General features: G+C 68.6%; 23 protein-coding genes. 11 read left to right on the top strand and 12 right to left on the bottom strand.

Going from position 1 to position 20,772, the window contains the following annotated elements; genetic code table 11:
- The 4 genes from HGB39_RS04465 to HGB39_RS04450 are packed head-to-tail and all read right to left on the bottom strand — an operon-like array spanning position 1 to position 3,792.
- Entirely contained in the window at positions 1-1,404 is a 1,404-nt protein-coding gene (locus HGB39_RS04465) for a lipase maturation factor family protein (RefSeq protein ID WP_005260461.1), read from the bottom strand.
- Positions 1,405-1,459: 55 nt separating this feature from the next.
- A complete protein-coding gene (locus tag HGB39_RS04460; protein ID WP_005260462.1) occupies positions 1,460-2,131 on the bottom strand; it encodes a histidine phosphatase family protein in 672 nt (223 codons plus the stop codon).
- Positions 2,128-3,045 carry a prephenate dehydratase gene (gene pheA, locus HGB39_RS04455; protein WP_005573465.1) on the bottom strand — a complete coding sequence of 306 codons (918 nt, stop codon included), beginning with the start codon at positions 3,043-3,045 and terminating at the stop codon, positions 2,128-2,130. Before pheA ends, HGB39_RS04460 begins: the two co-directional genes overlap by 4 nt.
- Positions 3,046-3,099: 54 nt before the next feature.
- Positions 3,100-3,792 (bottom strand): hypothetical protein, encoded by a 693-nt coding sequence (locus HGB39_RS04450; RefSeq protein ID WP_005573464.1) that lies wholly within the window; start codon positions 3,790-3,792, stop codon positions 3,100-3,102.
- 116 nt (positions 3,793-3,908) lie between these two features.
- Between HGB39_RS04450 and HGB39_RS04445 the strand changes: the two genes are divergently transcribed.
- The 4 genes from HGB39_RS04445 to HGB39_RS04430 all read left to right on the top strand — a co-directional run bounded on the left by HGB39_RS04445 (position 3,909) and on the right by HGB39_RS04430 (position 7,577).
- Positions 3,909-4,673, top strand: a complete 765-nt coding sequence (locus HGB39_RS04445; RefSeq protein ID WP_005573463.1) for a DUF2470 domain-containing protein — start codon at positions 3,909-3,911, stop codon at positions 4,671-4,673.
- Positions 4,674-4,710: 37 nt separating this feature from the next.
- Positions 4,711-5,529, top strand: a complete 819-nt coding sequence (locus HGB39_RS04440) for a CPBP family intramembrane glutamic endopeptidase (protein ID WP_005573461.1) — start codon at positions 4,711-4,713, stop codon at positions 5,527-5,529.
- Between the two features lie 264 nt (positions 5,530-5,793).
- The gene (locus HGB39_RS04435) at positions 5,794-7,002 is read left to right on the top strand and encodes an LCP family protein (protein WP_231137786.1); all 1,209 of its coding nucleotides are present in this window, start codon (positions 5,794-5,796) and stop codon (positions 7,000-7,002) included.
- Between the two features lie 23 nt (positions 7,003-7,025).
- A complete protein-coding gene (locus HGB39_RS04430) occupies positions 7,026-7,577 on the top strand; it encodes a ferritin (RefSeq protein WP_037204959.1) in 552 nt (183 codons plus the stop codon).
- Positions 7,578-7,587: 10 nt separating this feature from the next.
- Here HGB39_RS04430 and HGB39_RS04425 read toward each other — a convergent pair whose 3' ends face one another.
- Positions 7,588-8,778, bottom strand: coding sequence for a lipase family protein (locus HGB39_RS04425; RefSeq protein WP_064080276.1), 1,191 nt, complete (start codon positions 8,776-8,778; stop codon positions 7,588-7,590).
- A gap of 223 nt (positions 8,779-9,001) precedes the next feature.
- Here HGB39_RS04425 and HGB39_RS04420 point away from each other — a divergent pair, with 223 nt between their 5' ends.
- Entirely contained in the window at positions 9,002-9,547 is a 546-nt protein-coding gene (locus HGB39_RS04420; protein WP_005260470.1) for a ferritin, read from the top strand.
- A gap of 68 nt (positions 9,548-9,615) precedes the next feature.
- Here HGB39_RS04420 and HGB39_RS04415 read toward each other — a convergent pair whose 3' ends face one another.
- Genes HGB39_RS04415 through HGB39_RS04405 form a run of 3 tightly spaced genes read right to left on the bottom strand, consistent with a single transcriptional unit; the run spans position 9,616 to position 12,308 of the window.
- Positions 9,616-10,530, bottom strand: coding sequence for a DUF5926 family protein (locus HGB39_RS04415; protein WP_005562543.1), 915 nt, complete (start codon positions 10,528-10,530; stop codon positions 9,616-9,618).
- Between the two features lie 33 nt (positions 10,531-10,563).
- On the bottom strand, positions 10,564-11,328 hold the full coding sequence (locus HGB39_RS04410) for a glycerophosphodiester phosphodiesterase (RefSeq protein ID WP_005248875.1): 765 nt from the start codon (positions 11,326-11,328) through the stop codon (positions 10,564-10,566).
- Positions 11,325-12,308, bottom strand: a complete 984-nt coding sequence (locus HGB39_RS04405) for a DUF4328 domain-containing protein (protein ID WP_043787766.1) — start codon at positions 12,306-12,308, stop codon at positions 11,325-11,327. Before HGB39_RS04405 ends, HGB39_RS04410 begins: the two co-directional genes overlap by 4 nt.
- A 456-nt stretch (positions 12,309-12,764) precedes the next feature.
- Between HGB39_RS04405 and HGB39_RS04400 the strand changes: the two genes are divergently transcribed.
- A complete protein-coding gene (locus tag HGB39_RS04400) occupies positions 12,765-14,546 on the top strand; it encodes a hypothetical protein (RefSeq protein ID WP_005562546.1) in 1,782 nt (593 codons plus the stop codon).
- Here HGB39_RS04400 and HGB39_RS04395 read toward each other — a convergent pair whose 3' ends face one another.
- A complete protein-coding gene (locus HGB39_RS04395) occupies positions 14,547-15,413 on the bottom strand; it encodes a S49 family peptidase (protein WP_005248879.1) in 867 nt (288 codons plus the stop codon).
- A 41-nt stretch (positions 15,414-15,454) separates the two neighbouring features.
- Between HGB39_RS04395 and HGB39_RS04390 the strand changes: the two genes are divergently transcribed.
- Positions 15,455-16,384 carry an LLM class F420-dependent oxidoreductase gene (locus tag HGB39_RS04390; RefSeq protein WP_005562550.1) on the top strand — a complete coding sequence of 310 codons (930 nt, stop codon included), beginning with the start codon at positions 15,455-15,457 and terminating at the stop codon, positions 16,382-16,384.
- Here HGB39_RS04390 and HGB39_RS04385 read toward each other — a convergent pair.
- Positions 16,381-16,860, bottom strand: a complete 480-nt coding sequence (locus tag HGB39_RS04385; RefSeq protein WP_005562552.1) for a RidA family protein — start codon at positions 16,858-16,860, stop codon at positions 16,381-16,383. The genes HGB39_RS04390 and HGB39_RS04385 overlap by 4 nt on opposite strands.
- 127 nt (positions 16,861-16,987) lie before the next feature.
- Here HGB39_RS04385 and HGB39_RS04380 point away from each other — a divergent pair, with 127 nt between their 5' ends.
- Both HGB39_RS04380 and HGB39_RS04375 read left to right on the top strand, forming a co-directional pair.
- On the top strand, positions 16,988-17,401 hold the full coding sequence (locus HGB39_RS04380; RefSeq protein ID WP_005562554.1) for an ester cyclase: 414 nt from the start codon (positions 16,988-16,990) through the stop codon (positions 17,399-17,401).
- Between the two features lie 26 nt (positions 17,402-17,427).
- Positions 17,428-17,739, top strand: coding sequence for a DUF3303 domain-containing protein (locus tag HGB39_RS04375; RefSeq protein WP_005562556.1), 312 nt, complete (start codon positions 17,428-17,430; stop codon positions 17,737-17,739).
- 6 nt (positions 17,740-17,745) lie between these two features.
- On the opposite strand, the gene HGB39_RS04370 is transcribed toward HGB39_RS04375, so the two are convergent.
- Together HGB39_RS04370 and HGB39_RS04365 are read right to left on the bottom strand one after the other, a co-directional pair.
- Positions 17,746-18,339, bottom strand: coding sequence for an Rv1733c family protein (locus HGB39_RS04370; protein WP_043787769.1), 594 nt, complete (start codon positions 18,337-18,339; stop codon positions 17,746-17,748).
- Between the two features lie 108 nt (positions 18,340-18,447).
- Complete coding sequence (locus HGB39_RS04365) at positions 18,448-19,389, bottom strand: AraC family transcriptional regulator (RefSeq protein ID WP_005562559.1); 942 nt, start codon at positions 19,387-19,389, stop codon at positions 18,448-18,450.
- A gap of 81 nt (positions 19,390-19,470) precedes the next feature.
- Here HGB39_RS04365 and HGB39_RS04360 point away from each other — a divergent pair, with 81 nt between their 5' ends.
- Positions 19,471-20,301 carry a Rossmann-fold NAD(P)-binding domain-containing protein gene (locus tag HGB39_RS04360; protein ID WP_005562561.1) on the top strand — a complete coding sequence of 277 codons (831 nt, stop codon included), beginning with the start codon at positions 19,471-19,473 and terminating at the stop codon, positions 20,299-20,301.
- Between the two features lie 2 nt (positions 20,302-20,303).
- The gene (locus tag HGB39_RS04355; protein ID WP_005260482.1) at positions 20,304-20,771 is read left to right on the top strand and encodes an anthrone oxygenase family protein; all 468 of its coding nucleotides are present in this window, start codon (positions 20,304-20,306) and stop codon (positions 20,769-20,771) included.
- Position 20,772: the final 1 nt, after the last annotated feature.

Below are 20,772 nucleotides of genomic sequence, written 5' to 3'. Positions count from 1 at the left end.
CTACACCGGTTGCCGCTTCCACCAGGCGCCGGTCTCGCGGCGCTCCTTCCAGGTGGTGAATTCGTACCGGTACATCCGCGCACGCACGTGTTTCGGCGGCTCCTCCGGGAACGGGTTGTACTGCAACAACTTCAGCGTGTCCCGATCGTTGCGCAGCAGCCTCTCGACGAAACCCCGGAACCACGGTTCGGCGTAGCCGGGCGAGATCGCCGTGAACCAGAACAACCAATCGAGCCGCAGGTGATACGGCGCGAACTGGCGCGGTCGCCGGTTGACGTCACCCGGTTTTCCCTTGAAGCCGTACTCCTTCCACACGGAGTGCACACTGGAGTGCGCGTCCGACGTGCCCTCCACGATCACCTCGTAACGCACCCGGGTGATGCTCCCGAACGCGCCGTACGTGTTGACGAAGTGCCACTTGTTGAACGACGCATTCATGCGTTGCCCGTGGGAGATCATGTTGCGAATCGGCCAGTAGCTCAACACGACGACGAGCGCCGTCACCGCGATCACCAGCACGACGAAGGGCATCGGCGCCGAGTCACTGGCGGCCGGGACGTCGAACGGCAGCACCTTCTCGTACACGTTGTCCGGGATGACGGACAGCCCCAGCACGATGGTCGTCCAGTTCAGCCACGAAAAGTTACCGCTCGCCACCAGCCACAGTTGGGTGACGATCATGATCGTCGCGGCGACGGCGGCGACCGGCTGCGGCGCGAACAGCCCGAACGGCACCACCAGCTGAGCGAAGTGGTTGCCGAGCACCTCCACCTTGTGCAGCGGCTTCGGCAGCCGGTGGAAGTACCAGCTGAACGGTCCGGGCATCGGCTGGGTTTCGTGGTGGTAGTACAGGCAGGTGAGGTCCTTCCAGCATCGGTCGCCGCGCATCTTGATCAGCCCGGCCCCGAATTCGAGACGGAACAGCAACCACCTCAGCACGAGCAGCACGAGTATCGGCGGACCGACCGAGGCGTTGCCCAGGAAGATCGCGAGGAAACCCGCCTCGAGCAGCAACGACTCCCAGCCGAAGCTGTACCAGATCTGGGAGACGTTGACGATCGAGAGGTACAGCACCCACAGGGCGAACCACACGAGCATGCACGCCGCGAGCGGGACGACCTGCGTCAGACCGAGCAGCGCGGCGAGAGACAGTGCGGTGCCGGTCCAGCAGACCGCCTCGAAGAATCGGTCCGAGTAGTGGAAATGGAAGATGCTCGGTGAACGTCCGAACGAGACCGCGCGGAGAAAGTTCGGGACGGGCAGCATCCCGTTGCTGCCGACCAGCGGCCTGAACTGGTTTCTCGCGGCCACGAACGCGACGAGATAGATCGCGGCGAGCCCCTCGGTGACGAGCAGCCGACCGAGTGAATAGTCATCGCCAACGAACCAATCCACCGCCGTCACTCCTCGAGGACGGTTTCCTCTATCGTCGCGCAACCCCACAGTGCGCGCAACGACGTCACCCCATCGGGTCGTCCGCGCCGGGGATCACCCGGTGCTCGAACGGTGGCTCGACGGTTCCCCAGCGCACGCACTCCCAGCCGCCGCCCGCGAGCGGTGTCAGCTCCACCGACTGGGTGTTGGCCAGATGATTGTTGGCGGCGAACAGCCCGGGCACCCCGGCGAGTTGCGCCGCCACGAGCCGGATGGCGGCGCCGTGGCTGACCAGCACGACGTCACCCGATTCCGCCGTGTCGTCGAGGTATTGCTCACGCAGGGCGTCCACGACCGGCACATACCGTTCGAGGATGTCGTGGGCGGATTCCCCGCCGGGAACCCGGGCGTCCAACTCGCCGGTGTGCCACAGGTGGAACGTCTTCATGAACAGCTTGTGCGACTCCTCGTCGCTGCGGTCCTCGAGTTCACCGGCCTGGGCCTCGTGCAGGCCTTCCCGCACCTGGACGGCGATGCCCGACGCGAGTTCGACGAAGCGCGCCGTCTGCCGGGCGCGCAGTGCCTGCGAGGACACGAGGGCGGCCGTCGTCGCCTTGGCGGCGAGGTCGGTGCCCAGTCGTTCGGCCTGGGAGAGCCCTTCGGGTGTCAGCCGGGCACCGGGCAGCCGGGTGTCGAGCCTGCGCTCGACGTTGGCCTCGGTCTGCCCGTGCCGGACCAGGATCAGCTTGCCGCTCACGATTCCCTCTCTCCCTGACGGATTCGTTCGATCCAGTCCGCTGCGTCTCCGTCGGACGGCGGCGGCGGGCCGCTGGGGTTCGCCGCGGGCCAGGACCCGAGGAACCGCACGTGCGACTTGCGGTGCAGCGCACGGAACGCCTCGGCGACGAGCGGGTCGTCGATGTGCCCGATGCAGTCGACGAAGAAGCGGTACAAGCCGGGGGTGGTGCGGACCGGGCGCGATTCGATCCGGATGAGATCGATTCCGCGGGTCGCGAACTCGGAGAGCACATCGACGAGGGAGCCGGGGGTGTTGTGGGGTTCGAGCACGGCCGAGGTGCGGTCACCGCCGGTGCGGGCGGGCACCCGGGTCGGCGCGGTAACGAGAACGAACCTGGTGCGGGCGCTCTTCTCGTCCGCCACCCCGTCGGCCAGGCTGCGCAGCCCGAGCCGTTCGCCCGCGAGCGCGGTGGACACGGCGGCGTCGGCGAGGCCGTTCGCCACGTCCTCGGCGGCGCCTGCGTTGGAGGACGCCGTCTGGAGTTCGGCGCCGGGGCAGTTCTCCTCCAGCCAGATTCGCACCTGACCGGCCGCCACCGGGTACGCCCGCACGGTGCGCACCTGATCGAGCCGCTCGATGCCTGCCCCGCCGAGGATCGTGAACGCCACGTCGAGCTCGGTCTCGGCCACGATCTGCAGGCGGTCGCCCAGCGCGAGCGAGTCGAGGGTGGGCACCACGGCCCCCTCGACGGAGCTCTCGATGGGAACGACAGCACCGTCGACGACGCCGTCGCGTACCTTGGCCAGGCTGGCGGGCGGACTCGTCGCAGCTACCCGCTCGACCGGGCCGTCGAAGGCACCCGCGGCCTCGAGCTGGGCGAGCGCCATCTCCGTGAAGGTTCCCGAGGGTCCGAAATACGCGATCTTTGGCACGCCTACGAGATTACGCACCGAGCGTTGACGGACCGGCGCATTGACGGTGAATGTTTACCGCAGACCCGCGTCCGCCAGCTCACGGGCCACGAGTGCCGGGTCGTGCACCTCGACCCCCAGCAGGACCTCGCGGACGGCCTCCGCGGCCTCGGGGATCAGCGAGGTGAGTCTCGTCGGATCCGGTGCCGCGAGCGCCGCCCGCACGTCGTCGCCGCGAAGGGACGCGACCGTCCCGGACAGCAGCGCGAGCACCTCCGCCGTGTCCCGGGCCCTCGCCACGTACCCGACGTCCGCGTGCGCGAGGACGGCCAGGAAGTCGGCGACCTCGCCGATGGCGTGCCCGTTCGCGAGGCCCGGGATGCGGCCGGCGTCCGCGAGTTGCTGCGCCGACTCGGCCAGACCGAGGTCGTCGCTGCCGTCGACCGTGACGAACACCGCGAGCGGAGACGGCAGCCGTAGAGCGACCGCGTCGCCGAGCTGGTCCGCGGGGCAGTCGAGGTGGAAGCGGACCGCCTCGTAGGAGGCCTGCTCGCTGGTGCGGAGAACGGCGGGATCGACGTCGAGACCCACGATGACGCGGCCGGCGTCGGTCCCGACGGCGTCGAGCAGTGCGGACGCCGGGACCACCCGCGGTCCGAGTGCGCCGCCGACGGCCGGGCTCGTGTCCCGGGATCCGCTGAGAAGTTCCGCGAGCAACGACTGCGGTCCGCGGGATCGCGGGACACCGAGGGTGAGAGGTATAGCCACCTCCCCACCGTAATGCCCACCTCGTGGACCGGAATCGTCTCGGGGTCTTGCCATCGCCGACTCGGCCACATTAGGTTAGGGTTACCTCAGTATCGCGGAACCCTGAAGGAGGCTCCATGCCCGTCACGACCACCGGTCCGTCCACCGCCGAGCGTGTGCGTAGCTCGTGCGCACGGACCCAGGACGCGGTACTCGCCGTCGAAGGCAGCGCACCGACCGTCACGTCGGTACACCACCTGCGGTCCAGCGGCGACGTCGTCGTCGCGGTGCCCACCGAATCGGCGGCCGCCACGTTGTCCTGGCTCGCCGGTGGCGGCGGAATCCCCGCCGTGCTGGAGCTGACCGACAACTCACCGCTCGCGCTGCGTGAGCCCGTGCGGTCGCTCGTCTGGCTGCGCGGCACCCTCCACGCCCTCTGCGAGGCACACACCCGGACGCTGGCCGACGAGGTGGCGTCCGAATACCCGCACCCCGGACTTCTCGACGTCGGGCACGATGCGACGCTGCTGCAGCTCCGCCTCGAATCGGCGGTGGTCGCCGATTCCAGTGGCGCCGAACCCGTCGCCCTCGACGACCTGCTCGCCGCCCGGCCCGACCCGTTCTGGGAAATGGAGACCGCCTGGCTTCAGCATCTCGACGAGGACCATCGCGACCTCATCGACATGCTGTCCCGCAAACTGCCGCCCCACATGCGATGCGGACGTGTCCGCCCCCTGGGCATCGACCGGTACGGGCTGCGACTGCGCGTCGAGAACGATCACGGCGATCGCGACATCTGGATGCCGTTCTCGGCGCCGGTCGACGACGCCGTCGCGCTGAGCAGGGCGATCCGACTGATGGTGGGATGCCCGTTCGTGAACGGACTCCGCGCGCGCGGCTGATCGGTATTCCGGTTCGGCGCACGCTAGCGTGTGCCGCGTGATCTCGCGTGCAACGCTCGCCTCCTGGATACGGCCTGCCCCACCCGAACCGGCGGCTCCGCCGGCCACCGGGAGCGAGCGGCGGGCCCTGTGGATCGAGATCACGATCGTCCTGCTCGTCACGTTCGGGACGAGCGGACTGTCGGGACTGCTGTCACTGTCCGAATCGCTGCTGACCCCCGGAAACCTCGCCGATCAGGCCGTCGCCCTCAATGTCTCCCGCGCGGAGAACCAGATCATCGACGTCGCCCGGCAATTGCTCGGCGTCGTGAAACTTCTCGCGTGGGCTGCGCTGGGTCTGTACCTCCTGTGGCGCAGCGGCCTCGGCCCGCGCGCCGTCGGGCTCGGCCGACCCCGGTGGCGTCCCGACGCGACGCAGGGTGTCGGGCTCGCCGCGCTGATCGGTCTGCCCGGGCTCGGCTTCTACCTGCTGGCCCGCACGGTCGGCGCCAACCTCACCGTCGTGCCCAGCACCATCGGGGATCACTGGTGGCGGCTGCCTGCTCTGATCCTGTGGGCGATCGCGAACTCCGGCGCGGAGGAAGTGCTCGTCGTCGCATATCTGATCACCCGGCTGCGGCAACTCGGGTGGGGCGAGAATTCGTCACTGCTCGCGTCGGCGGTGCTCCGCGGGACATACCACCTCTACCAGGGTTTCGGGGGCGGACTGGGCAACGTCGCCATGGGTCTGGTGTTCGGCCGGTACTGGCAGAAGACTGGACGGTTGTGGCCTCTCGTGATCGCCCACGCCACCATCGATTCGGTCGCGTTCGTCGGCTACGCCGCCCTGCGCGGGCACGTCGGCTGGATTCCGTAATCCGGCCGGACCAGTAAAGTCGTGCGGGTGACCGGCGACGCCCCCTATCCTCCGCTGCCGCCCCGTCCGCCCCGGCGGACGCAGGGCGGGCAGCAGGTGCCGCCGCCCCCGAACCGCCGAATGCCACCACCTGACCAGCGAGTTCCTCCGCAGACGCGGCGGGTGCCACCGCAGGGTCCCCCGCAACAGGGACCTCCTGCGCCCCGCCCGCGACATCCCGCTCCCCGGCAGGGTCCCCCCGCGCCGCCGCCGGAGGGCACCCAGGTGATCCGCCGCGACGGACGCGGCGCCCCGCCGCCTCAGCAGGCGTGGTCGCAGGCCCCCGAACCGCAGTTGTCCCGGTCGGCGCCGCCGCAGGGACCGCGCGGCTACGCGCCCACCCAGACGCCGCAGCCCTACCGTGACGCGCCGCCACCGCCGCCTCGGGTGCCCGACCGGCGTCCCCCTCGCACGCCACCACCACCCCCGCCGCTCGCACCGCCGCGGACCCCGGAGCCCCGGGGGCAGCGACGCCCCAAGCGCAAGCGGAACTGGGGCCGGCGCATCGGCATCCTGTTCCTGGTGCTGGTCCTGGCGCTCGCGGGCATGACGTACTACCTCGACAGTTCGCTGAACCGGATCGACGCGCTGGCCGACTACCCCGGCCGGATCGACGACACCCCCGGCACGAACTGGCTGCTCGTCGGATCGGACAGCCGCACCGGGCTCACCCCCGAGCAGGAACAGCAGCTGTCGACCGGCGGCAACAGCGGCCCCGACCGCACCGACACCATCATCGTGGTGCACGTCCCCAGCGGCGGCGGCCCGGCGACGATGGTGAGCATTCCGCGCGACTCGTACGTGTCGATCCCCGGCTACGGCGAGGACAAGATCAACGCATCGTTCGCGTTCGGTGGTCCGCAACTGCTGACCCAGACGGTCGAGGAGGCCTCCGGTCTGCACATCGACCACTACGCCGAGATCGGGTTCGGTGGTTTCGCCGGCATCGTCGACGCGATCGGCGGCGTCGACATGTGCCTGGACACCGCCATCGACGATCCGCTCGCGGGGATCAACCTCGCGCCCGGCTGCCAGGAACTGACGGGGGCGCAGGCCCTCGGCTTCGTCCGCAGCCGTGCGACCGCGCTCGCCGACATCGACCGGATGAACCATCAGCGGATGTTCATGGCGGCGTTGATGTCGAAGGCCACCAGTCCCGCGACGTGGCTCAACCCGTTCCGCGTCTGGCCGCTCGTCACCGACACCGCCGCATCGCTGCGTGTCGACGAGAGCGACCACATCTGGCACCTCGCCGCACTCGCGTGGGCGGTGCGCGGCGACATGATCACCACCACCGTCCCCGTGGGCGGTTTCGAGGACGTCGACGGCGCCGGGAACGTGCTGCTCTGGGATCACGACCGGGCGTCGCAGTTCTTCGATGCGCTGGCGAACGACCGTCAGGTCCCGGCCGAACTGGTCACCACCGGACCGTGACCGACGCCCGTAAACTGACACCCATGTCTCAATCGGCGACGAAGACCCCCACCGAGTTCCACGCCCTCCTGCTGCAGCAGATCCGCAACGAGTTCACCGCGTCCCAGCAGTACATCGCGGTAGCCGTCTATTTCGACTCGCACGATCTCCCGCAACTGGCTCGCCGGTTCTATTCGCAGGCCGCCGAGGAGCGTGGCCACGCGCTGATGATGATCCAGTACCTGATCGACAACAACCTCCACGTGACCGTCCCCGGCATCGACGACGTAGTCACCGATTTCGATTCGGTGCGCGCCCCCGTCGCCCTGGCGGTGGAACGGGAACGCGTCGTCACGGAACAGATCACCAAGCTCGCCCGAACGGCCCGCGACACCGGCGACTACCTCGGCGAGCGGTTCATCCAGTGGTTCCTGGAGGAACAGGTCGAGGAGGTCGCGAGCATGCACACCCTGCTCACGATCGTCGAACGCGCCGGCGACAACCTGTTCGACATCGAAGATTTCATCGCCCGCGAGATGAGCGGGAACTCGCCGGTCCGGCCGGGTGCGCCGAAGAGGGCGGGCGGCGGGGTCTGACCCTTCCGGGTCAGCAGCGGGTGGGCGCCGGTTCGCCGCGGAACCGCGCGGCCACGTATTCGTACGCGTCCGGAAAGCCCACCACTGCCGTCGTCATGTGCTCGGATATCTCGTACGGGACGAACGTCAGTCTGGCGCCGGCAGCGCAATAGCGGTGCGCGGTCTCGGCAACCGAATCGAACGGTGTCAGCCCGTCGAGGGTGCCGTGCCACAGGTAGAGGGGCGCGGTCGGGACACCGTCGAAGTACCGCAGACTGTTGTCGCGCAACACCTGATGCGCGCCCGAACTCGCCATGAGGCTGGTCGACGCGGCCAGCTGTCCGGCGCTGCGAAAGGCGCCGTGAAACAGGAGGAACCGGCGGCATTCGTTCGACATCCACTCGCGCAGCCACAGTCCGGTCGCGTTCAGCTGCGACGAAATCGGTAGCTGTTCCGGGTATTCCCGTTCCAAGCCGATCGCGGCAGCGAAAGCGAGCCCGAACCCCGGGTGCGGATTGAATCCCAGGCCCTGGGCCATCTGCTCGAGGTCCGCGGGAATCCCACCCGCCACCACCGCGTCGAGTTTCAACTCCGGCGCATAACTCGGGGCCAGCGCCGCGGCCCACGCGCTGGCCATTCCCCCACCCGAATACCCGGCCAGCGCTATGGGGCTGTGCGACAACCCCAGTTCGGCCACCCGCTGCACCGCCCGGACACTGTCGAGGGTGATCATGCCGCCGAGTTTCGCGGCACCGTAGGCGCCGGTCGGGCCGAGATGGTCGGGCACCGAGACCGCCCAGCCGCGTTGCAGACCCAGATACAGGCCCGGCGACTCCTGCAGTTCCAGATTGAACAACGACCGCGACGGGGCGCACTTGGTTCCGAGCGAATTCACGATGGCCTGATACGACACGAGCGGAGGATTCGCGACACCGCGGGGAAGCAGAACCGTGGTGACGGCCAGGATCGGATGTCCCGTCGAATTCGTCGACCGGAACGCGATCTGCCACCCGTCCGAGTTCGCGTACATCCAGGTGTCGATCCGGCGCGTCCGCACGACGTCGCCTGGACGAAGGACCCCGAGGTCGGCCGGAGCGAGGTAGAAGGGGTCGGGATCCGGCCACGGATACAACGGTTCGGCCTGCGCCGGGGCCGGAATCGCCGCCCCCAGGAAAAGGGCACCGAGAATCAACGCTAGCCACGCACCGGATCGTCTCAACATGTGCCTGCCCCTCCGCACCGTCGGAACGCTGTGAATTTTATACACGGGCGAGGCCCCGCCGACGTGGTTTGCCGCGTTCCCGTCGAGGATCCGCCGCCAGCTCAGGTTAGGAAAATGACATCAGAATGGTGCCGAAATTAGGTTGACTTTAGTTTGGGCAAGCTTTCCAAAATTAGGTCCAACTTGGATGACACCCGCTCTGACCAGCGATATTATCCATTTCATGACTTCCACTGACGCGCACAAGACGAAATTCCACGCTCTGCTCCACGATCAGATTCGCAACGAATTCAACGCGTCACACCAGTACATCGCGACTGCCATCTATTTCGACAATGCGGACCTGCCGCAGTTGGCCAAGCACTTTTACAAGCAGGCCGTCGAAGAGCGCAACCACGCCATGATGATCGTCCAGTACTTCCTCGACCGCGACATCTCCGTGGAACTGTCGGGTGTCGACGCGGCGAAGGGCCAGTTCGAGAACGCACGCGAGCCGATCGCCCTCGCCCTGACGCAGGAGCAGACGGTTACCGAGCAGATCGTGCAATTGGCGAGCACCGCCCGCGAAGAGGGCGACTACCTCGGCGAGCAGTTCATGCAATGGTTCCTCAAGGAGCAGGTCGAAGAGGTCGCCAGCATGACGACGCTGCTGACCATCGCCGACCGCGCGGGCAGCAACCTGTTCGACCTGGAGGAGTTCGTCGCACGCGAGATGAGCGGCCCCGCAGACACGTCCGGGGCACCGCACGCAGCGGGCGGTTCCATCTAGGCGGCTCCGCCGCCCGTGAGTGGTTGACGAGTCTCTGTACTCCTCAACCACCCACGAGCCCGAAGGGCCTAACGCAACGTGACCTGACGGCCACGCAGTCCGTCGCGGGCGCGTCGCTCCTCGGTGGTGAGCGGCGCGTCGACGGCGAGTGCTTCGGCCAGTCGCTGACCGAGTTCGACGGTGGCGGCGGCCCACTCGTTCGCGTGCTTTTCGCGGTCCAGGTCGAACACCGGGACCAGCAGACCGTGCGTCCGGAACGACCCGGCGTAGCGCGAGCCCTCACCGAGGTGCAGGCCGCCGGTCGCGTGCACGCGCGCCAGGGCCAGCATCAGATCGTCCTCGTTCTCCGGGCGCACCCAGCGGATGTGCGCCTTCTCGCCCGCATCGACCCACCACGCCGCGACGACGCCTTCGGCCTCGACTCGCGCGGACGGCATGATCGCCGCATTCGCGTGCTGCACGGTGGTCGCGACCTCGGGGGCCGGCTCCACTCCTTCGGGGATCCACCAGTTGAAATCCTGGTGCACGGTGATGTCGAGAGGTGCGTCCGCGTCGATCACGTCGGCCAGTGCCGGGGTGTCGGATCCAGGGTTGGCGGAGGCCAGCGATTCGCCGGCTGCGGCGTCACGGACCCAGGCGACGGACGCGGCCAGATCGGCGCCGAGATCCGCGGAATGCGCCTGGACCTGCACACCGACGAACCCGGTGGCACTGTCACCCTCGTCGCGCACCAGCGCCGCGACGGCACCGGGCAGCACGGTCGCGAGCGTCACCGGACGGGACGATTCTTTGACGGGCAGCGGGGCGGTCGCCGACGGGACGAACTCGCGCAGCGCCACCAGATCGCATTCGGCGGCGAGGCCTTCGAACGGCCGGGTCACGGCCGCTGCGGCGCTCTCCCGTTCCGCCTGCCGCTGCGCGAGCTTCTCGGCGCGGGCACTACCGGGCTTTGGACCACTGTTTCTCTTGCTCTTCTTTGCCACGACGCCAAAACCTACACGCCGACGCCGGTCCGGTCAGGACGCCAGCCACTTCTTGGTGCGGCCGGGGTGGTTGGTGGCCACCCAGCTGACCCCGAGTTCGCGGCACAGTTCGACGTCGCTGCGGTTGTCGACGGTCCAGCAGTACGTCGCGCGCCCCGCGGCAGCGGCCTTGTCGACCATGTCCGGGTGTTCGTGCAGCGTCTTCACCGACGGACCGACCGCGGTGGCGCCAACGGTGGTCGCGGCTCCCCCGCCGAGGTACCGGGCGGATTCGCCGAGCAGCACGGTCGGGAGCATCGGCGCCGACCGGCGGATCCGCCACACCGCTCCGGCGGAGAACGACATCACGACGGCGCGGGAGTGGTCGGCGGACGGCGGTGCGGCGATGCCGAAGCGTTGAAGTTCGGCGAGCACCTTGCTCTCGACCAGGCCACCGAACCGCACGGGATGCTTGGTTTCGATGAAGAGTTTCACCGGGCGCGCCGACCAGTCCAGGGTGAGCGCGATCAGCGCGCTCAGTTCGAGGAGTTCGGCGGGTTCGTCTTCCGTGCCGTAGTTGAACTCCGCCAGCTCCTCGAGGGTCATCTCGCTGACGACGCCGGTTCCGGTGGACGTCCGGTCGACGGTGCGGTCGTGCACGCACACGAGGTGGCCGTCGCGGGTGAGCCGCACGTCGCATTCGAGCCCGTCCGCGCCCTCTTCCAGCGCCAGCTCGTACGCGGCGAGCGTGTGTTCCGGCATGGCCGCGGATGCACCGCGGTGCGCCACCACCAGGGGGCCGCGCCGGTCGGGGCTCACGACGCGACGGCTTCCCGGTCGCTGGCCTCGGATGTCTTCTCCGCAGCCTTCTCCGCGTCCGTCTGCGGCGGCGGACCGGTGGCGATCACCCAGCGGGTGACGGGTTCCTTCGCCCCCTTCAGCGTCCGGCCCTCGAGCCGTCGGAGCACCATCAGTGCGAGTACGGCGGTCGCGGAGGCGACCAGCGCCGTGAAGGCGGCCAGCAGGACACCGTCTGCCATGGCCTGCAGTCCCGGCCTGGACCGCCAGAACCAATTGAAGACGACGAGCACCGCGCCGAAGACCCACAGGCTCCACCAGGCACGGACCAGCAGGACCGCGCGGGGGTCGCGGCGGATCACCTCGAGCAGGTACACACCCGGCATCACCAGGTTCAGGCCCGGCACCGCGCAGCCGACGATCACCTCGGTGGGGGTCCGCGGGTCGGACGTCTTGGCCCGGGCGAACGTGCGGCGACGCATCCGCAGCAACCAGCACACTCCGCCGATGCCCGACAGCAGTGCGAGGAGCATCCCGCCGGCCTGGCCGAGGAACACCGCGATGTCGGACACGGCGAGCAGGGTGGGATCGATCAGCCGGGTCCGGTTGCGGAGGAGAACGGCGTATCGGCCCAATTCGGCGATCACGGCGAACGCGTACAGACCGGCGGTGAGGGTGAGGAAGGTGGCCGCCTTGCCGGCGAGCAGTTCCGGCCAGTCGCGCCGCGCGGAGGGTGATGCGACGTGATCGTGGAGTCCCCAGCGGGGGATCTCGGTGTAGTGCGGGGTGGGGCCGGCCGTCGGCGCCTCGGCCGCGAGACCGCTCCTCCGCAGCGGGGATCGCGCGATCCAGCGGAACCCCCGGCTCGCGGGTGGCTGGTGCTGGTCGGTGCGGACGGGGGCGAGCAGCACACCGTGGCAACGCGGGCACCACTGCGCCGGGGAGCCGAGGACCGGCCACCGAGCCGCGCATCGCGCACACACCTGAACGACGACGCTCATGCCCTCCGCACCCACTTCACATTGCCGATTCTGTCACGACCCGCGAATGCGGGCAGCCCACGACCGAATCGTCCTTTTTGGGGAGAATGTGTGAGCTGCACCACGCGAAATGCCGAGTTATCCACAGTTTCCACAGGTTCATACACAGTTATGGACAGTGTGAGTAGTGCTCATACACAGGTCAGAGCGCATGCGAATCCGCGATTGTTGACAGCTTCGGATGAACGGTCCACAACGGTGGATGAACTTGACATCGCAGCTCGGTGAACAATCGGACTCGGTGACCGACGGCTCGGCCCGGAATTACCCCTCCAGTTCGGATCGCCCGCGAAGCGACCCGAGAACTCCGGACCGGCCGTCGTCTCCCCCACCTGTGCCGGGCGAAAACGTCCCGACACTTGATCTGACGCGGCCCGGCGCGGTTTGGTTCCACCCGATCTGTAATCTCGGAAAACGATGACGGACGACGTCGGATCGCGGTGGCTCCTCGGGCCCGCCCGTGTCCTCCAGGTGGCCGCCGCCCTCGTCGTGGTGCAACTTCTCGTGCGGACGTGGGTGGCCGCCCGCAGCGACTTCTACTGGGACGATCTGATCCTTGCCGGACGCGGTGGAAGCCTCCCGCTGCTCTCCGCCGACCTGCTGCTCTACGACCACGACGGTCATCTCATGCCCGGGGCCTTCCTGGTGGCGGGTATCGCGACGCGGGTGGCGCCGTATCAGTGGATCCTGCCGATGCTGACGATGATCGCGTTGCAGGCGGTCGCGTCGTATGCGGTCTTCCGGTTACTTCGCACGATCCTCGGTCCACGACCCGTCCTTCTCGTTCCGCTGGCGATCTATCTGTTCTCCCCGCTGACCGTGCCGGCATTCGCCTGGTGGGCGGCGGCACTCAACGCACTGCCCCTGCAGATCGCGCTGGCCTGGGTGGCGCGCGACGCCCTCGAACTGTGCCGCACCGGGCGGCGGCGGTACGCGGTGTCGGGCACGCTCGTGCTGATCGCGTCGCTGCTGTTCTTCGAGAAGTCCGTCGTGGTCCCGTTCGCGGCGTTCGCGACCGTGGCTCTGCTCGCGCACGTCGGCGAGCGGGAGCGGCCGGTGCGGTCGACGCTGCGGCGAGGCGCGGCCCTCTGGCTCCCGTCGGCGGCGGTGCTCGCGGTGTGGGCGGCGTTCTACTTCTCCACCGTCGCCTCACAGTGGGAATGGGCGGGTGCGTCGCGCGCGTTCGAACTGTTCCACCACGGCACGTCGCTCGGACTGCTGCCCACGTTCGTGGGTGGGCCGTGGACGTGGGATCGGTGGATTCCGAGTCCCCCGTGGGCCTCCCCGTCGACGGCGCTGGAGGTGGTCGGCTGGGTGGTCCTCGTCGCGGCGGTCGTCGCGACGGTCCGGTTGAAGCGCCGCATCGGCTGGGTGTGGGTCCTCACGGCCGCGTATTTCCTGCTGTCGGTGACCGCGATGGTCGTCACCCGCTGGGGCGCGGACACCACCTACGAACTCGCGCAGACGCTGCGCTACTACACGGACACCGCGGTGATCCTCGCGATCGCCGTCGCCGTGATCGCCCGTGCACCCCGCCGACGCGCCGACCCGGTCCGGGTGCGGCCGCTGGTGTCCGTCGCCGCCGTGGTCGCGTTCGTCGCGAGCAGCCTGTGGTCGACGTACACGTTCACCCGCAGTTGGGAGGAGAACCCGACCACCGCGTACCTCGCGACCGCGCGTGCGTCGCTCGCCGAACGGGATGACGCGCCGATCCTCCAGCAGCCTGCGTCCATCTGGGTGCTGTTGCCGGTGGCGTACCCGAACAACCTGGTGAGCCGGGTCTTCGCCCCGCTGCGCGACCGCCCCGAGTTCTCCGACAGCACCCCCGACCTCCGGATGATCGACGACGCGGGTTCGGTGGTCGACGCCCAGGTCACGTGGGTGCGCGCGATCGATCCCGGACCGGTTCCGGACTGCGGGCACCTGGTCGACCAGCGCAGTTTCGTCCCGCTTCCCCTGGACGGACCGCTGACCGGCTGGGAGTGGACTGCGCAGCTGAACTACATGGCCACCGCGGACGGTGAGATCGCCGTCGCCATGGAGGTCGGCAGCCCGGTGCGGGTGCCGGTGCACCGCGGCCCGAATTCGGTGTTCGTGCGACTCACCGGCGGCGGGCAGAGCGTGCGGGTGAGCACCCTGACCCCGGACCTGTCGCTGTGTATCGGCGCGGGCCCGGTCGGGGTCGTCGTGCCGAAGTAGTTACCGCCCGTACCGCGACCAGGCGACGCGGGCACCGGCCGCGCCGACGATCGCGGCGGCCACGTCGTCCCAGCTCGCAGCGGGCAGCCCGAGCTTCGCGAAGAGGGAGCGGCGCGGCCCGGTCATCTCGAGGGTGGCGTCGGGGAACCGCTTCTCCACCACCTCGCGCAGTGTTCCGATCCCGTCCACGATGCCGAGTTCGACGGCGCGGCGTCCCAGCCAGACGTCGCCGTTGAACAACTCGGCCCCGTCCGCCTTCAGCTTGTCCCCCCGGCGGCCGACCACCCAGTCGCGGAACTCGTCGTGGATGCCTTCCTGGATCTGTTCGAGCCACTGCACGTCCTCGGACTTCTCGGCGAAGAACGGGTCGAGGCGGGCCTTCGCCTCGCCGGCCGAGTGCAGCCGCCGTTCGATGCCCAGCCGGTCGATCAGTTCGGAGAACCCGAAGCCCGCCGAGATGACACCGACGGAGCCGACCACCGACGTGGCGGTCGCGTAGATCTCGTCGGCCGCGCAGGCCAGCCAGTAGCCGCCGGACGCGACGACGTCCTCGCAGAACGCGAGCACGGGCAGTTCGTGTTCGGTGGCGAGCTGACGGATGCGGGCGGCGATGTATTCACTCTGCGTCGGCGACCCGCCGGGGCTGTTGATCAACAGCGCCACCGCTTTGGCACCGTGCGTGGTGAACGCGCGTCGCAACGGTTCCTCGACGGATTCCGCGCTCAGCGCCCGCCCGAACCCCGCTCCGCCGGACGCGATCATCCCCTGCAGTCGCACCACCGGCACCACGCCGGCGCCGGAGCCTCCGAACGCGTCGGGCAGCTTGTCGGCCAGCGGTTTCGGCAGGTTCAGTGGGATCTTGGCCATGAAATCAGCGTACCGATCACGGATCGGGCAGAGTGGTTCACATGGAGTTGCGAATCTTTACCGAACCCCAGCAGGGTGCCACCTACGACGATCTTCTGGCGGTGGCGCAGGCCGCCGAACGTTTCGGCTACGGCGCGTTCTTCCGGTCGGATCACTACCTCGCCATGAACACCGAGGGGCTTCCCGGACCGACCGATGCGTGGATCACGCTGGCGGGTCTCGCCCGCGAGACGTCCACGATCCGTCTCGGCACCCTCGTCACGTCCGCGACGTTCCGCTATCCCGGACCGCTGGCGATCTCGGTGGCGCAGGTCGATCAGATGAGCGGTGGCCGCGTCGACCTCGGCATCGGCGCCGGCTGGTACGAGGAGGAGCACCAGGCGTACGGCATTCCGTTCCCGCCGTTGAAGGAGCGGTTCGAGCGGCTCGAGGAGTCCCTCGCCGTGATCACGGGGCTGTGGCGCACTCCGCTCGGTGAGACGTTCTCCTACGACGGGACGCACGTGACGGTCAAGGATTCGCCCGCACTTCCGAAGCCGCGGCAGCCGCAGGGTCCGCCCGTCCTGATCGGCGGCACCGGCAAGAGGAAGACTCCCGCGCTGGCCGCGAAGTACGCGGACGAGTTCAACGTCCCGTTCCAGTCCGTCGACGAGACGCGGGACGTGATCGAACGGGTCCGGCTCGCGTGCAAGGCGATCGATCGCGACCCCACCGAGTTGGTGTACTCCAACGCGCTCGTCCTGTGCTGCGGGCGCACCGAGGAGGAGATCGCGAAACGCGCCACCAGCATCGGACGCGAGGTGAGCGAGCTGCGGGAGAACGGACTCGCCGGGTCGCCCGCCGAGCTCGTCGACAAGATCGGCCGCTACGCCGAGGCGGGGTCGCAGCGGATCTACCTGCAGACCCTCGATCTGAGCGACCTCGACCACCTGGAACTGGTCGCCAGTGAGGTCGTTCCGCAACTGAGCTAGGCAAGCTCGAGTTCGGCGGCCACGACGACCGGAAGATCGAGGGGCAGCGCGGCCACCCCGATCGCCGTCCGGGCGTGGCCGCCGATGTCCGGGCCGAACACGTCGAGCACCACCTCGGAGAACCCGTTGAGCACCGCGGTGGTCTGCTCGTAGCCCGGTTCGGCGTTGACGAATCCCGTGACGGTGAGCCACGCACCGATGCGGTCGAGATCGCCCACCGCGCGGCGAACCCCTGCCAGCACCGCGAGGGCGGTGAGCCGGGCTGAGTGCGTGGCATCGGCGGCCGACACGTCGGCGGGAACGGAGCCGAACGGTCCGGCGGGTGTGCCGTCCTCGGCGAGCGGCCCGTGACCGGACACCAGCACTCTGCGGCCGTGCACGCGTACCCAGCTGAACGGCAACTCCACCCCCGGCGGCAGCTGGACGGCGCGGGGCAGCACCAGCCCCAGATCACGTAGTCGGGACTCCGCGCCCATCACCCCTCCGCTCGACGACTGCCCGGGTCATTCGGCGTGCTCAGCAACATTCCGTTCCCTTTCCACCGGTGGAAAGCTCGAAGTACGACCGGAACGGCCGTGTCACTCGAGTGCGCCGGAGGTTGTCATGGGTTCTGCGGAAGAAGCGGTAGTGCGTCGATTCTACGAGGAGATGAACAACGATCGGAAGAACGAGATAGCGGAGGAGCTGTTCAGCAGCGACCACGAGATGCACGATCCCCAGGTCCCGGGTGGGCCGGGTCCCGCGGGAATGGCGGCGGCGATCTCGGCCTATCAGAACGGGGTGGACGGGCACTGGACCGTCGAGGAGATGTTCTCGGCCGGCGACCGCGTCGTCGTGCGCTGGACGGGAACGGGAACACACGTCGGTGAGATGAACGGGATTCCGCCGACCGGAAACAAGATCCGAGTGGATGCGATCTCGATCCATCGTCTGGCCGACGGCAAGATCGCCGAGACCTGGCAGGTGTGGGACACACTCGGATTCCTTCAGCAGCTCGGCGCGGTCCCTGCGAGCTGATCCCGGCACGCCCTCGGGAGGGTGCAATGAAGTACGTGATTACCTGGACGCTGCGTGACGGTGGGTCCGCCGCCGAGAACGAGGCAGCTGCGCGGCGGAGCCTGGAAGTGTTCGCGAGATGGACGCCGGCGGAAGGGGCGACCTTCCATCATTTCCTCGGTCGCCTGGACGGAACCGGGGGATTCGCCTTCGTCGAGGCGGATGACCCGAACGACATCTTGGACGGTCCGACGAAATTCGGACCTTTCTTCGAGTTCCACGTCTACCCTGTCGCCGACATCGCTGTCACGACGCAGGCTGCGCAGCAGGCGGTCGAGTTCAGGGGCTCGATCAGCTGAGCGGGCTCAGTGCCGGGTGGTCGAATCCAGGAACTGGCGGAGGTCGCGGTCCCACTGCGCGTCGCGGCCGCGGTTCAGGGAGGCGCGGCAGATGAGGAAGCCGGACAGCGCGATCATCATCACCGCGAACCAGGTGAACATCCCGGCGATCACGCCGGCCACTCGTGCCGCGGACGGCGACATCGGTTCGGTGGTGAGGTTGCCGTCGGCGTTGACCCAGATGTCTTCCTTCGTTCCCGAAGGCGTGGCGGGGTCGACGGTGATGTCGGCGTGGCGGGTTTCGTTACCCCACGTCCACTTGGCGGGGGCGGTGTCGACGCCCGACGGTGCGACGTCGGAGGTGACGGACACGCCGGTGGAGTCGGCGAGCGTGGTGGCGGAGACGGTGCGGTAGTCCGCGACTTGCTTCTCCGCCAGCGTCAGCTGACTGTCGATGGTCCGGGCGCCCACGAGGATGGCCAGGGGCAGCATCGCGAACGCGAGCACCACGACCGCGAGGGTGAGCATGTTCTCGATCCGGTCCGAGCGCCGGAGTAGCGGGTTGTGCCGCTGACGGGCCGACCGCTGACGCAGCCCCCGTGCTGGAGAGTTGTTCCACATTCCGGATCCGGTCCTCTCGCCGACAATTCCCTACCATCCAGGGTCGTACGCAAGGCAAACAAGATCAAGTCGATCCGGTGTGTCTTTGGGCACTGTGCCGTAATACACTCATCTGCTCCCCGCCATCTCACGATGCTCCTTGGGGCTCACTCCGCGCACGCGTTTGAACGCCGCACTCAGCGCGAATCCGCTCCCGTACCCGACGCGCTGGGCCACGGACGCGACCGTGGCATCGGGTTCGCGGAGCAGATCCGCGGCCAGGGACAGCCGCCAGCCGGCGAGGAAAGTCATGGGCGGTTCGCCGACGAGGTCCGTGAACCGTCGCGCGAGGGCAGCCCGCGACAGGCCGGTTTCCGCGGCGAGCGACTCCACGGTCCACTGGCGGGAGGGGTTGTTCTGCAGGATGCGCATTGCCTTGCCGACCACCGGGTCGCTCTGCGCCCGCACCCACGACGGTGCCTCGGCCGCCGGCCGCGCGAACCAGGCGCGCAGCACCGCGATCAGCAGCAGGTCGAGCAAACGGTCGAGCACCGCTTCCTGTCCGGGTTCGTCCCGCACCACTTCGTCGTGCATGAGGGTGACCAGCCGCGAGTCCCAGTCGGCGCGGCGCTGCACGACGAGTTCCGGGAGCGCGGCCAGCAGTCGCATGCTGATCTCGCCCGGGGTCTGGTACGTCCCGGTCAGCAAGACCGTGCGGCCGCCCGCACTGTTTCCCCAGGTGCGCACCCCGAGGTCCATCGCCTCGGCGAGCGGTTCCCCGCGGAGCGTCGTGCAGCTCTGGTCGGGGTTGATGATCACGTTCGGCGGGGTGTCCGGATGGTCGGCGACGACGTAGCGCTCGGGTCCGCGGACGATCGCGACGTCACCCTCGGTGAGCTGCACCGGCTCGCCGGTGTGCGGGAGGATCCACGCTTCGCCCCGGCCCATCGCGACGAGGCTGAGCGGCGCGTGGTCGTCGATCTGCAGCGACCACGGCGGTTCCATGATCGAGCGGAGCACGAACGCGCCTGCGGCACGGGGACCACTGATGAGACCGGCGAGGGGATCCACACATCCAGCGTAGACGCTCGCGTATGGATCGGCGCGTTTCAACCATGGAAAGTCTCGACGTCGCCGACTTGACTGAAAGACATGACAACGACACCGCACACACTCGTCCTCACCGGCACCGGCAAGGTCGGTAGCCGCGTCCTCGCCCGGCTCGCCGCCGCGGAAGTACCTACCCGGGGCGGCTCCCGCTCCGGCCGTCCCCCGTTCGACTGGGAGAACAGGGACACGTGGCGGCCCGCACTGGACGGAATCACCTCGGTGTACATCGCCTACTACCCGGATCTCGCGGTGCCGGGAGCGGCGGAGGTCGTCGAGGAGTTCGCGGGCCTGGCCGTCGCGAACGGCGCCCGGCGACTCGTCCTGCTCTCCGGTCGCGGCGAAACCGAGGCCGAGCGCAGCGAACTCGCGATCCGCAAGGCGGGAGCCGAGTGGACGATCCTGCGGTCCAGTTGGTTCAGCCAGAATTTCAGCGAGAGCTTCATGCTCGACTCACTGCTCGCCGGCGACCTCGCACTGCCCGTCGATGGGCACGTGCTCGAACCCTTCGTCGACGCCGACGATCTCGCCGAGATCGCCGTCGCCGCACTGACCGGGGACCGCCACGCCGGCGAACTCTACGAACTGACCGGACCGCGGTTGTTGTCGTTCGGTGACGCCGTCGCCGAGATCGCGGAGGCAACGGGTCGCGAAATCCGGTACACCCCAGTCACTTCGGAAGAGTATTCGACGGCCCTGGCTGGGCAGGGGGTACCGTCCGACGCGATCGGCCTGCTCACCTACCTGTTCGACGAAGTGCTGGACGGGCGCAACGCATCACTCACCGACGGGGTGGAACGCGCTCTGGGGCGCGCACCCCGCGACTTCGCCGACTATGTCCGCGCCGCAGCAGCGGCCGGTGTCTGGAGGGTCTGACCGTGGAGCGCTATCTGACGATCGTCACGGCGGTGGGCGCCGGCGTGGTGGGCGGCGTGATGTTCGCGTTCTCCACGTTCATCATGACCGGACTCGGTCGGCTGGAGCCGGCCCAGGGCATCGCGGCGATGCAGGCGATCAACCGCGAGGCGCCGAACTTCTGGTTCATGACCGCGTTGTTCGGCACCGCACTGACATCGATCGTGCTCGCGGTCGTCAGCGTGGTGCGGCACGACGGTTCGGCCGTCTACGCGGTAATCGCCTGCGTGCTGTATCTCGTGGGAATCGCCCTGACCGTCGTCTACCACGTGCCGCACAACAACGCGCTGGACGCGATCGATCCCACCGCGGCCGATTCGGCGGCGTACTGGCGCGACTACGTGTCGGGATGGACCGGGTGGAACCACGTGCGCACCGTCAGCGCCATCGCGGCGTCCGCGGTGCTCACGTGGTCCGCGACCCGCGGTTGAG

Source organism: Rhodococcus opacus (assembly GCF_012396235.1).
Classification (GTDB): domain Bacteria; phylum Actinomycetota; class Actinomycetes; order Mycobacteriales; family Mycobacteriaceae; genus Rhodococcus_F; species Rhodococcus_F opacus.
The sequence above is the reverse complement of the archived record's forward strand: the minus strand, read 5'-3'. Positions and strand labels throughout refer to the sequence as shown.

Coding starts and splice junctions, on each gene's coding strand:
- HGB39_RS04445 (WP_005573463.1), top strand. CDS start 3,909: ATGCCCGTCACGACCACCGGTCCGTCCACCGCCGAGCGTGTGCGTAGC.
- HGB39_RS04405 (WP_043787766.1), bottom strand. CDS start 12,308: ATGAGCGTCGTCGTTCAGGTGTGTGCGCGATGCGCGGCTCGGTGGCCG.
- HGB39_RS04385 (WP_005562552.1), bottom strand. CDS start 16,860: ATGGGCGCGGAGTCCCGACTACGTGATCTGGGGCTGGTGCTGCCCCGC.
- HGB39_RS04360 (WP_005562561.1), top strand. CDS start 19,471: ATGACAACGACACCGCACACACTCGTCCTCACCGGCACCGGCAAGGTC.
- HGB39_RS04370 (WP_043787769.1), bottom strand. CDS start 18,339: ATGTGGAACAACTCTCCAGCACGGGGGCTGCGTCAGCGGTCGGCCCGT.
- HGB39_RS04380 (WP_005562554.1), top strand. CDS start 16,988: ATGGGTTCTGCGGAAGAAGCGGTAGTGCGTCGATTCTACGAGGAGATG.
- HGB39_RS04375 (WP_005562556.1), top strand. CDS start 17,428: ATGAAGTACGTGATTACCTGGACGCTGCGTGACGGTGGGTCCGCCGCC.
- HGB39_RS04390 (WP_005562550.1), top strand. CDS start 15,455: ATGGAGTTGCGAATCTTTACCGAACCCCAGCAGGGTGCCACCTACGAC.
- HGB39_RS04400 (WP_005562546.1), top strand. CDS start 12,765: ATGACGGACGACGTCGGATCGCGGTGGCTCCTCGGGCCCGCCCGTGTC.
- HGB39_RS04430 (WP_037204959.1), top strand. CDS start 7,026: ATGTCTCAATCGGCGACGAAGACCCCCACCGAGTTCCACGCCCTCCTG.
- HGB39_RS04425 (WP_064080276.1), bottom strand. CDS start 8,778: ATGTTGAGACGATCCGGTGCGTGGCTAGCGTTGATTCTCGGTGCCCTT.
- HGB39_RS04395 (WP_005248879.1), bottom strand. CDS start 15,413: ATGGCCAAGATCCCACTGAACCTGCCGAAACCGCTGGCCGACAAGCTG.
- HGB39_RS04420 (WP_005260470.1), top strand. CDS start 9,002: ATGACTTCCACTGACGCGCACAAGACGAAATTCCACGCTCTGCTCCAC.